Below are 11,712 nucleotides of genomic sequence, written 5' to 3'. Positions count from 1 at the left end.
TGTTTTTATGTTTTTGTAAATTGTTTTGAGAAAATGGTAGTTGTGCAACAGTTACGGCTGTTAGCGGTTCGGGCTTCTTTCGGTCTATGGATACTCAAAACCAAATTCAATGTTTTCGAGTTTATCATTTTTCAGTCTATAAGTCGCATAATAGATTGGCATATTGTTACTCGTCAATAATTTTTTCTTACTGTCGTTGGGAAGTTCGAGTCTGTATTTAAGAACAATACCATTCTTTGTACTGTCTTTGGCTACATAGCAAGTTCCAAATTTTTCAATAATTTCTCTTTTGCTTATTCCAAGTTTGATGCCTTTTTCGGTCTCAAATTCTTTTGATTTTATTTGTCGGACGTTTTGTTTTGAATTGTCAGAATACGAAATATTGAAAATACTCACTTGGTTATAGTAGTCTCCTGGATGCACGGTCAGTCCGAGTTTTTGTTTTTTGTCACTCGAATAGAATACATGAGTTGAGTCACCTTCTAATTTCGTTTGTTTTCCTAAAATATTTAAAGTGCTTTCGGCATTTCTAATTTTAATCCCAACAACTGAAGTGTCTGGGTCAATAAAGATACATTTCGATTTGTTTAATTCTTGTTGTTTTTCGTATTCTTCTCGCAATACTTTGTCCGGTTCAGGAACAAGCTCAAGTCTGTCGCTTTTGTCCGCAGATTTTGTCTGCGAATTATTGCAGTTTGTCAAGAGCGATATTATCAATATTGCTAAATATATTTTTTTCATTTTTATGTCGGTTTGTGTCGTCATAGCCTGACCGCTAACTTATTTATATGTATGACTGCGTCATAAATATCTCTCTATTTATGGGTAGATATGTATGATAATCATCATATTTTTATTTCTCAAATATAAAAAAATATTTACAAAACGTACCGTATAAAAACAAAAAAACTCCGATTTGCATCGGAGTGATTTTTTCTAAACTAACCCTAACTAAATGAGAAACTTTCTCTTATTACAGTGCAAATATCTTACCTTTTTTTGAATTGTAATGTTAAGGTTATGTTATTCTTATGTTATTGATTATTAAATTTTTACGAAAACGTTTTTTCTGTAAAAAATGAATTACAAAACACTATTTTTTGTCTTGTAAAGCAAACACTCTTTTTAATAAATTGGAACTTCTGGCATTCAAGTTTGTACGAATTTCCTTCTCCTCAACTGCGATCATTTTGAAAACACCTTCCATTGCTTTATTGGTTGTATGATCAGTTAAATCTGGGTTTATTTTGGTTACTAACGGGATAGCGTTATATTTCGTAATAATGTTGCTCCAAACTTGATCCGCACCTACTTTCGCAAAAGAATTTTTAATCACAGGATTAAATTTCGCATACAAAGCAGTAGAAGTAGTGTTTTGTAAATAAGTCGTAGCCGAACTTTCATTCCCCATCAAAATGTTTTTAGCATCATTGAATGTCATTTGCTTTACCGCATCCACAAAAATAGGAGTAGCTTCTTTTACGGCATCTTCTGCAGCTCGATTTAAAACTTTCAAACCTTCATCTGCTAATTTGCTCATTCCTATTTGGCGTAACTTTTTATCTACTACTTGCAATTCTTCTGGTAATAGAATTTTTACAGCTTCATTTTTAAAAAAGCCATCTGTTGCGGTTAATTTTGATACTTGTTTTGTGATTCCGTTATTCAGCGCTTCTTTTAATCCGTTTCCTATTTCGGCTTGACTTAATCCTGTTCCTTGTGGCAATTGGTCCATTACTTGTTGCATTTCGGCACAACTAAATAATCCAAAAACAACTAAACTTAATACGATTTTTTTCATGTTTTCTATTTTGCTTACGAATAGACAAAGATAGTGCCAATTTTTATCACAATTAATTCAGAATTTTGAATGAAATAAAATTATTAAATTCGTAAATTGCACCCTTTAAAACGAATAAAAATTACACATGGAACTACAAACTCCTTATATTCCTAAAAATAAAGTAAGAATTGTGACCGCAGCGTCACTTTTTGATGGACATGATGCAGCCATTAATATCATGCGTAGAATTATTCAAGCTACGGGTGTTGAGGTAATTCACCTTGGACATGATAGAAGTGTGGAAGAAGTAGTAAATACGGCCATTCAGGAAGATGCTAATGCAATTGCCATGACGTCTTATCAAGGTGGTCATAACGAATATTTCAAATACATGTATGATTTGCTTAAAGAAAAAGGAGCAGGTCATATCAAAATATTTGGTGGCGGTGGAGGAGTAATTCTTCCTTCTGAAATAGAAGAGTTACATGCTTACGGAATCACTAAAATCTATTCTCCAGATGATGGTCGTGCTATGGGATTACAAGGCATGATTAACGATTTGGTACAAAAAGCTGACTTCCCTGTTGGTGATGTGTTAAACGGAGAAGCTGATCATTTAGAAGATAAAAATCCAAGAGCGATTGCTCGTGTAATTTCAGCAGCTGAAAATTTCCCTGAAATTGCTAAAGAAACGTTAGATAAAATTCACACAGCAAACGAAACTTCTAAAATTCCAGTTTTAGGTATCACTGGAACTGGTGGTGCTGGAAAATCGTCTTTAGTAGATGAATTGGTTAGAAGATTTTTAATCGATTTTCCTGAAAAAACAATCGGATTAATTTCGGTTGATCCATCAAAACGTAAAACGGGTGGCGCTTTATTGGGAGATAGAATTCGTATGAATGCGATTAACAATTCTCGTGTTTACATGCGTTCGTTAGCAACTCGTCAATCGAATTTGGCTTTATCAAAATATGTAGCAGAAGCGATTCAAGTATTAAAAGCGGCAAAATATGATTTAATCATTCTAGAAACTTCAGGAATTGGACAGTCAGATACTGAAATTTTGGATCATTCAGACGTTTCTCTGTATGTAATGACGCCAGAATTTGGTGCTGCAACGCAGTTAGAGAAAATCGACATGTTGGATTTCGCGGATTTAGTAGCGTTAAATAAATTCGACAAACGTGGCGCTTTAGATGCGATTCGTGATGTGAAAAAACAATATCAACGCAATCACAATCTTTGGGATGTGGATACGGATAAGATGCCAATTTTTGGAACTATCGCATCGCAATTCAACGATCCTGGAATGAATACACTTTACAAATCTATCATGGATAAGATTGTAGAGAAAACAGGAGCGGATTTAAAATCGACTTTCGAAATTACGCGTGAAATGAGTGAGAAAATCTTCGTAATTCCACCTCACAGAACTCGCTACTTATCGGAAATTGCTGAAAATAATAGAAAATATGACGAAACTGCTTTAACACAAGTGGAAGTAGCACAAAAATTATACGGAATTTTCAAAACCATTGAATCAGTAAATGGTAATTTACCACAAATTGATAAAGCTGGAATAATTGAAAGTTCGTTAAAAATAAATGATAGCAACAAAGATTTCTTAGGATTGTTATTGAAAGAATTCGACCGAGTAAAAATGAATTTAGACCCATACAATTGGGAAATTTTATTGACTTGGGAAGAAAAAGTAAACAAATACAAAAATCCAGTATATTCGTTTAAAGTTCGTGATAAAGAAATCAAAATTGAAACGCATACCGAATCGTTATCACATTCTCAAATTCCAAAAGTGGCTTTACCAAAATATCAAGCTTGGGGTGATATTTTAAAATGGAATTTACAAGAAAACGTACCAGGAGAATTCCCATTTGCATCAGGATTATATCCTTTCAAACGTGAAGGAGAAGACCCAACGCGTATGTTTGCAGGAGAAGGAGGTCCAGAAAGAACAAATCGTCGTTTCCATTATGTTTCTTTGGGAATGCCAGCAAAACGTTTATCTACAGCCTTTGACTCGGTAACTTTATATGGAAATGACCCAGACCACAGGCCTGATATTTATGGTAAAATTGGAAATGCGGGAGTTTCAATTTGTTGTTTAGACGATGCGAAAAAATTATACTCAGGTTTCGATTTGAGTCACCCAGCGACTTCAGTTTCTATGACAATTAATGGTCCAGCACCAATGTTGTTGGGATTCTTTATGAACGCCGCAATCGACCAAAATTGTGAAAAATACATCAAAGAAAACGGTTTAGAAGCCGAAGTTGAGAAAAAGAAAAAAGAACTTTACGACGATAAAGGCTTAGAAAGACCAAGATACAACGGCGAATTACCAGAAGGAAACAATGGTTTAGGATTGTTGCTTTTAGGAGTAACGGGAGACCAAGTGTTGCCAGCGGATGTTTACCAAGATATCAAAGTGAAAACTTTGGCACAGGTTCGTGGAACGGTTCAAGCGGATATTTTGAAAGAAGATCAAGCACAAAACACTTGTATTTTCTCAACTGAATTTGCTCTTCGTTTGATGGGAGACGTTCAAGAATATTTCATCAAACAAAATGTACGTAATTTCTATTCGGTTTCGATTTCAGGTTACCACATTGCTGAAGCGGGTGCGAACCCAATTACGCAGTTAGCATTTACACTAGCCAATGGTTTCACTTACGTGGAATATTATTTGAGTCGAGGAATGAACATCAACGACTTCGGTCCTAATTTATCATTCTTTTTCTCAAACGGAATTGACCCTGAATATGCGGTAATTGGTCGTGTGGCTCGTAAAATTTGGGCAAAAGCCATGAAAAACAAATACGGAGCTAACGAAAGAGCGCAAATGTTGAAATACCACATTCAAACCTCTGGACGTTCGTTACACGCGCAAGAGATTGATTTCAACGATATTCGTACGACTTTACAAGCGTTGTATGCGATTTACGATAACTGTAACTCGTTACACACGAATGCTTATGATGAGGCAATTACAACTCCAACAGAAGAATCAGTTCGTCGTGCAATGGCAATTCAGTTGATTATTAATAAGGAATTAGGTTTAGCTAAAAACGAAAATCCAATTCAAGGTTCTTTCATCATTGAAGAATTAACTGATTTAGTTGAAGAAGCGGTTTTAGCTGAATTTGATAGAATTACTGAAAGAGGAGGTGTTCTTGGCGCAATGGAAACCATGTACCAAAGAAGTAAAATTCAAGAAGAATCCTTGTATTACGAAACCTTGAAACATACAGGAGAATTCCCAATCATTGGAGTAAATACCTTCTTGAGTTCAAAAGGTTCCCCAACAGTGATTCCAGCAGAAGTCATTCGTGCAACGGAAGAGGAGAAACAATTCCAAATTAAAACCTTAGAGAATTTACATCAAGCCAAAGCGAAAGAAGTAGAAAATCAAATTTCAATCATTCAAGAGGCAGCTATTCAAAACCAAAATATTTTTGAAAAATTAATGGATGCAGCTAAAGTGTGTTCGTTAGGACAAATCACCAGCGCATTATTCGAGGTGGGTGGACAGTACAGAAGAAATATGTAAAATTTCAAAATATATTAAATCTAAAACCTTTCTTTATGGAAGGTTTTTTTATTTTTGAGAAATGAAACCAACAATCAAAACCTTTCCAACTACAAAATTTATCGGAATGAATAGTCAATTTTCGTATTCAGATTATCGAATAGGGGAATTATGGGGAAAATTTATGCCAAGACGAAATGAAATTCGAAATACGATAGGTAAAGATTTATTCAACATTCAAATTAATCCCGAAAATTTTGATTTCAATCCACAAACCGAATTTGTTAAATGGGCTGTAGTTCCTGTAACAGATTTTGATTTTATTCCTGAAGGAATGCAAAAATTAATTGTAGAGGAAGGTTTTTATGCTGTTTTTAATCATGTAGGAGATACTTCGAAAGCAAGAGAAACTTTTGGTTATATTTTTGGGGTTTGGTTGCCTAATTCGGAATATGAATTAGATAATCGACCTCATTTTGAAATTTTAGGAGAAAAATATAAAAACGATAGTCCTGATTCGGATGAGGAAATTTGGATTCCAATTAAGAAGAGAGTTTAATATTCTCCATCCACATAAAACCAAATCCCATTTTCCAATCTAAAAGTTGAGTGTTCGTAATGGACTTGAGTCTTTAAATTTTCGTCTAAATAATAGGCTTTGAAAGTTACCGTAGTTTCAGTTGAAGCTAAAACTTCTAATTTTAACCATTTGTTGGCTTGACTCCAAGCTAAAATATCTCTTTTATTATGGTGTTTTCTTTTGGAAATATGTGTGGTATTTACCAAATAATCTGCAGCTTCTATTGCAAAAGCACTATAACGCGAGCGCATTAAAGCTTCTGCAGTAGGAGCATTTTTGATTCCTTTGATGTACGGTTCGCAACAATCTTGAAAAGAAATGGAATTTCCGCAGTAGCAATTCGACATAAATTACAATTTTGATTCGTTGAATTTTCTAACAATTTCTTTTAGTTTTTCGGTTCGAGCATTCTTTTTTGCTTTTTCTTTTGCCTGCTCTTTGTGTAATTTATCGTTATACGCTTTACTATTTTTTGGATTATTTCTTCCCATTTTACAACCTTTTTTGAAGTTTCAAAGATAAGAAAATAATGTAGGATAAATTTTTGGCACAACAATTGGTTATAGATAAATAAGAAATAATTAAAAACATGAAGATTATGAAAAAAATTACTTTATTGTTAGTTTTTATCGGGATGATAACACTTCAAAGTTGTACAGTTAACGAGGTTAGAGATGATGTGGATAATGATACTATAAGCGAGGTTATTCAAGTTACACGTTCATTTAATTCAGGAAATGGGTTTAGTACTTTTGTTAATTTTGGTGCTCCAATATATTCATCAGATATGATTTTAGTTTATCATTTGTATGATGTAGTGGGAGGACAAAGTGTTTGGAGATTGATGCCACAAACTTACTATTTAAATGATGGAGGTGAACTCGATTATAATTTTGATTTTACTAGATACGATGTGAATATATTTTTAGATGCAAATTTTCCATTAACTAGTTTGTCTCCTGTATGGACACAAAATCAAACTTTTAGAATTGTAATTATTCCTGGGTATTTTTCAAATAGAAATGCACAACACGTTGATTTTAATGATTATAATGCAGTAATTGAGGCTTACGGAATTAATCCAACAAGTATAAAGAAATTATAAACCAAAATAGCTGTCATTACGATAGCTATTTTTTTACACCGATATTTTATCAATTTTTAAATAGCCAATGTGTTTTTCATTTTTTGAAACCGCATTGGTTTTTGTTATTTTCAAACGATACTGCGATTTGAATTTATCCAAAAGAATATCTTCAATATTATGAATATCATCAACATCAACTCCATATTTATCATCAATGTGTGATTCGGCTCCTTTGAAGCCACAATGTTTATAAAAAGTAGTTTGTTTCGCTTTCTTAATAGCTTCGGCTTTTGTTTTGGCAACAACTAATACTTTATAATGATATTCTTCAAATTCTCCTTCTTTGTAACCACCCAAATTCAAAAAGAATAATTGTTCTTCTTGTTCTAAATTTTTCTCTTTGGAAATTACTTCAATGTCAAAATCATCAATACAAGTTACTTTTTGCCATGCATCAATGTGAATTCTTCCTTTAGCTTCTGGCCAAAAATCTTTCATATCGGGAACCAATTCTTTTAAACTACTTCCAATACCAAAAAAGATATCATGTTGTTCGGTAAAGCGACCTTTTGGGGTGCAACCTAGCATTACCATGTATAAATTTACTGCTTTCATAGTGTAAAAGTAATAAAAAAAATATTTTACCCCTAAAAAAATAGGGGGTGTTTGTAAAAATATTTAAAATATTTATATATTTGCATAACTTTTCAAGGGTTTAACTTTAAAACAACACAACTTATGTCAACATTTCGTTTTCAAGCTTTAAGAAGAGCAACCGACAGAAAACCAGTCCATGTAGAAGAATTGGACAGAAAGTCAGTTATTTTTGGTAGTAATGTTTTTGGTGATAAAGCTATGCGACAGTTTTTGACGCCTGAAGCTTATAAAGCCGTAAAAGCAGCTGCTGAAGGAGTAAAAATCGACCGTAAAATAGCAGACTACATTGCATTGGGAATGAAAGAATGGGCATTGTCAAAAGGAGTAACACATTATACACACTGGTTTCAACCTTTAACAGGAACTACTGCTGAAAAACATGATGCGTTTTTTGAAACTTCATTTGACGGAAGTGATCCAGTAGAAAAATTTGGTGGTAGCCAATTAGTGCAACAAGAACCAGATGCGTCTTCTTTTCCAAATGGAGGAATTCGTAATACGTTTGAAGCTAGAGGATATACGGCTTGGGATCCAACTTCTCCTGCTTTTATCTTTGGAACTACTTTATGTATTCCAACAGTTTTCGTTTCGTATACTGGGGAAGCATTAGATAACAAAACACCTTTATTACGTGCACTACATGCTATCGATGAATCAGCAACAGAAGTAGCTAAGTATTTCGATAAAAATGTAAAGAAAGTTACACCAACTTTAGGTTGGGAACAAGAATATTTCCTTGTAGATAGCGCTTTAGCAACGTCAAGACCTGATATTTTAGCAACAGGCAGAACGTTATTGGGACATACTTCTGCAAAAGGACAACAATTAGAAGATCATTATTTTGGGTCAATTCCAACTCGTGTTTTACAGTACATGCGTGATTTAGAAAATGAATGTATGTTATTAGGAATTCCAGTTAAAACGCGTCATAATGAAGTAGCGCCAAATCAATTTGAGTTAGCGCCAATCTTCGAAGAAACGAATTTAGCGGTTGACCACAACTCCTTATTAATGGACGTAATGCAAAAAGTGGCAGAACGTCACGATTTCAAAGTATTATTCCATGAAAAACCTTTCAAAGGAGTAAATGGTTCGGGTAAACATAACAACTGGTCATTAGCAACTGATACTGGAATTAACTTGTTATCTCCAGGAAAGACGCCAATGAGTAATTTACAATTCTTGACGTTTTTCATCAATACGATTAAAGCGGTTCATGACTATGAAGAATTATTGAGAGCGTCAATTGCTTCTGCAAGTAATGACCACCGTTTAGGTGCGAATGAAGCGCCACCAGCAATTATCTCGGTTTTCATTGGTGATGCACTTTCAAAAGTATTAGATGAATTAGAAGGGGTTTCAAAAGGTAAATTATCTCCAGAAGAAAAAACCGATTTAAAATTAAATGTTGTGGGTAAGTTACCAGACGTAATGTTGGACAATACCGACAGAAACAGAACGTCTCCATTTGCTTTCACAGGAAATAAATTTGAGTTCAGAGCTGTTGGTTCTTCTGCTAACTGTGCTGTTTCGATGACGACTTTAAATACGATTGTAGCAAAACAATTAAAAGATTTCAAAAACGAAGTTGACGCTTTAATTGAGAAAAACGATTTAAAGAAAGATGAAGCAATTTTCAATGTTTTAAGAGAATATATCAAGAAAACTAAAGCTATTCTTTTTGAAGGTGATGGTTACAGCGAAGCTTGGGAAAAAGAAGCTAAAAAACGCGGATTGAGTAATCATAAAACTACACCACAAGCATTAAAAGCTAAAGTTTCTAAAAAAGCTGTTGAGTTGTTTGGTGAAATGGGGGTTATGAATCATGTTGAGGTAGAATCACGCTACGAAATAGAATTGGAAGAATACGTGAAAAAAATCCAAATCGAAGGTCGTGTTTTAGGTGATATTGCTCGCAATCATGTGGTTCCAACTGCGATTAAATACCAAAATGTGTTAATTGAAAACGTAAAAGGTTTAAAAGAAATTTTCGGAAAAGATTTTGAGAAAATCGCTAAAGAGCAAATTTCGTTAATCAAAGAAATTTCAGAACATATTGAAGGTATCAATTCTAAGGTTGAAAAAATGACCGAAGAACGTAAAAAAGCTAACGCCTTAACTAGCACAGAAAAAATGGCAGACGCTTATTGCGATAAAGTAAAACCTTACTTCGAGGAAATTCGTTACCACGCTGACAAATTAGAATTGTTAGTAGACGACGAACTTTGGACACTAACAAAATACAGAGAATTGTTATTTACGAAGTAATTAAAATAGAAATCCCAATCGAAAGATTGGGATTTTTTTTGTTTCTCAATTCTTAACAACCATCATTCTTACTCAAATCGCGTTCAAAAAGCACTTTATTGTTGTGTTCAATATAATTGCTTGATAAAATTAAGTATGGATGATTGTTTGAAAAACCAGCGCTTCGGCTTTTGATAATTATTTTGTCGTTAACTTTTAGACTATTCAATTTCTCAAAATCCTCAGGAATAAATTGCATCATGTAATCTTCGTCATTAATCTTTACAACTAACCATTTTGGGCTCGATGGGTTTGTAGTTGGAAGTTGAAAAGTTACCGAAGTTACTACAGCTTCCATTTTAGCATAAGCAGTTATTTCTTTTTTAATTTTGTCATAACTAGCTTGCACTTTTTTACCTTCTGACGAGTTTTTCCAATCATTAAATTTTATTCCATCTGGTGAAGCTTCCCATTTTTTTCTTTTCTCTAAATCAGATAATTGTTTTGAAGAAATTTTAGTTTCGTTTTTATCTTCACGATTAGTGCTTATGCCATTGGCAAAAGTTGAAAAGCTAAATACAAATCCACTTATCATAAGCGTTGACAAGATTAAAAGATAAATTGTTTTTTTCATAAGTTTCATTTTTTAAATTGATTACACGAATTTACATTCATAATTTTGTGTTAGAGCGATTGGGATTGTAAATAAAAATGTAAACTTTGTAAATAATTAATTGACACTATGAATAGTAGACAAAAAAACTTTTCTAAAAATCTTAAATATATAATTGCATTATTATTACTGGTGCTTATTTCAGTGGCTTTCTTTTTAAATAATGCTAGCGATTTTGATATTTCCAGAAGAGAAGTTTTACTGCGTAGAATTGGACATGAAATACTTTTACAATCGGGTGATAGTACTTCGAGAGTGCTTCCGATTAAAAAAATAGCTGAAAATGAATACCAAATTAGTTTTGAGAAAGAATTTGCTTTTGAAACCGATTCTTTGGTGAATACGACCAAACGTTTATTAGCTAAAGATTATCAGGTAACTGATTATGTTGTAAATGTAATTAATTGCAATAATTCGAGTGTAACTTATGGATATGTAGTCTCACAAAATAAAAAAGATGATATTGTAGCCTGTGGTGGAAGAAAGCAACCTGTGGCTTGTTACAAGATAAATATTAAATTTAAACAAAACGATGTAGTTTCAGCAAATTTCAAATATTTTTTAGTTAGTTTAGTGTTTTTAGCATTTATTGGTTTCATTTTTTGGAAATTGAAGCCAAAGACAAATTTACCAAAAGAATTAACTAATAAACAATTCTCTTTAGGTTCTGTTTTATTTGATGCACAAAAACGTCAATTAGAAATTAATGACGAAACCATAGATTTAACAGCAACAGAAACACGTTTATTGCTCATTTTTGCCTCATCACCTAATGAAATAATAGAAAGAAGCCGATTACAAAAAGAGATTTGGGAAGATGAAGGCGTTATTGTAGGACGCAGTTTAGACATGTTCATCTCAAAACTCAGAAAAAAATTAGAACTTGACCCGAATATAAATATTGTAGTTATTCGTGGAAAAGGGTATAGGCTTGAGATTAATACTTAATTAGAGTTCTATAAAAAACAAATCCCAATCGAAAGATTGGGATTTTTTGTTGCACAGACGATAATTTACCCCTAAATCATCAAAATCTAGTGCTTAGAGCTTTTGCAAACATTTTGTTATGTTGCAAAGTTTGTTAGTGAATAATTTAACCCCTTAAATTATTTGGCACTAACGTTTTCAAAACTAA

11 protein-coding genes are annotated in these 11,712 nt (G+C 33.1%); 5 read left to right on the top strand and 6 right to left on the bottom strand.

Going from position 1 to position 11,712, the window contains the following annotated elements; all coding sequences use genetic code 11:
• Positions 1–84: 84 nt before the first annotated feature.
• Both V7P59_RS08005 and V7P59_RS08000 read right to left on the bottom strand, forming a co-directional pair.
• Positions 85–741 carry a hypothetical protein gene (locus tag V7P59_RS08005; protein ID WP_333809641.1) on the bottom strand — a complete coding sequence of 219 codons (657 nt, stop codon included), beginning with the start codon at positions 739–741 and terminating at the stop codon, positions 85–87.
• 352 nt (positions 742–1,093) lie between these two features.
• On the bottom strand, positions 1,094–1,801 hold the full coding sequence (locus tag V7P59_RS08000) for a DUF4197 domain-containing protein (protein ID WP_333809640.1): 708 nt from the start codon (positions 1,799–1,801) through the stop codon (positions 1,094–1,096).
• 127 nt (positions 1,802–1,928) lie between these two features.
• On the opposite strand from V7P59_RS08000, the gene V7P59_RS07995 reads away from it, so the two are divergent.
• Positions 1,929–5,354, top strand: coding sequence for a methylmalonyl-CoA mutase family protein (locus V7P59_RS07995; protein ID WP_333809639.1), 3,426 nt, complete (start codon positions 1,929–1,931; stop codon positions 5,352–5,354).
• A 61-nt stretch (positions 5,355–5,415) separates the two neighbouring features.
• Positions 5,416–5,892: a GyrI-like domain-containing protein gene (locus V7P59_RS07990; RefSeq protein WP_333809638.1), complete on the top strand. Its 477-nt coding sequence runs from the start codon at positions 5,416–5,418 to the stop codon at positions 5,890–5,892.
• Here V7P59_RS07990 and V7P59_RS07985 read toward each other — a convergent pair.
• Both V7P59_RS07985 and V7P59_RS07980 read right to left on the bottom strand, forming a co-directional pair.
• Positions 5,889–6,260 carry a YchJ family protein gene (locus tag V7P59_RS07985; protein WP_333809637.1) on the bottom strand — a complete coding sequence of 124 codons (372 nt, stop codon included), beginning with the start codon at positions 6,258–6,260 and terminating at the stop codon, positions 5,889–5,891. The genes V7P59_RS07990 and V7P59_RS07985 overlap by 4 nt on opposite strands.
• A 3-nt stretch (positions 6,261–6,263) precedes the next feature.
• Positions 6,264–6,404 (bottom strand): hypothetical protein, encoded by a 141-nt coding sequence (locus V7P59_RS07980; RefSeq protein ID WP_333809636.1) that lies wholly within the window; start codon positions 6,402–6,404, stop codon positions 6,264–6,266.
• 107 nt (positions 6,405–6,511) lie between these two features.
• Here V7P59_RS07980 and V7P59_RS07975 point away from each other — a divergent pair, with 107 nt between their 5' ends.
• Entirely contained in the window at positions 6,512–7,018 is a 507-nt protein-coding gene (locus V7P59_RS07975) for a hypothetical protein (protein WP_333809635.1), read from the top strand.
• A 33-nt stretch (positions 7,019–7,051) separates the two neighbouring features.
• Here V7P59_RS07975 and V7P59_RS07970 read toward each other — a convergent pair whose 3' ends face one another.
• Positions 7,052–7,615 (bottom strand): DUF1543 domain-containing protein, encoded by a 564-nt coding sequence (locus V7P59_RS07970; protein WP_333809634.1) that lies wholly within the window; start codon positions 7,613–7,615, stop codon positions 7,052–7,054.
• Between the two features lie 123 nt (positions 7,616–7,738).
• Here V7P59_RS07970 and V7P59_RS07965 point away from each other — a divergent pair, with 123 nt between their 5' ends.
• Positions 7,739–9,925, top strand: coding sequence for a glutamine synthetase III family protein (locus tag V7P59_RS07965; RefSeq protein ID WP_333809633.1), 2,187 nt, complete (start codon positions 7,739–7,741; stop codon positions 9,923–9,925).
• A 52-nt stretch (positions 9,926–9,977) separates the two neighbouring features.
• Here the strand turns inward: V7P59_RS07965 and V7P59_RS07960 are convergent, their stop codons facing one another.
• Positions 9,978–10,538, bottom strand: a complete 561-nt coding sequence (locus V7P59_RS07960; protein ID WP_333809632.1) for a hypothetical protein — start codon at positions 10,536–10,538, stop codon at positions 9,978–9,980.
• A gap of 108 nt (positions 10,539–10,646) precedes the next feature.
• Between V7P59_RS07960 and V7P59_RS07955 the strand changes: the two genes are divergently transcribed.
• A complete protein-coding gene (locus V7P59_RS07955) occupies positions 10,647–11,525 on the top strand; it encodes a winged helix-turn-helix domain-containing protein (protein ID WP_333809631.1) in 879 nt (292 codons plus the stop codon).
• Positions 11,526–11,712: the final 187 nt, after the last annotated feature.

The organism is Flavobacterium sp. (assembly GCF_036782315.1).
GTDB lineage: Bacteria > Bacteroidota > Bacteroidia > Flavobacteriales > Flavobacteriaceae > Flavobacterium.
The sequence above is the reverse complement of the archived record's forward strand: the minus strand, read 5'-3'. Positions and strand labels throughout refer to the sequence as shown.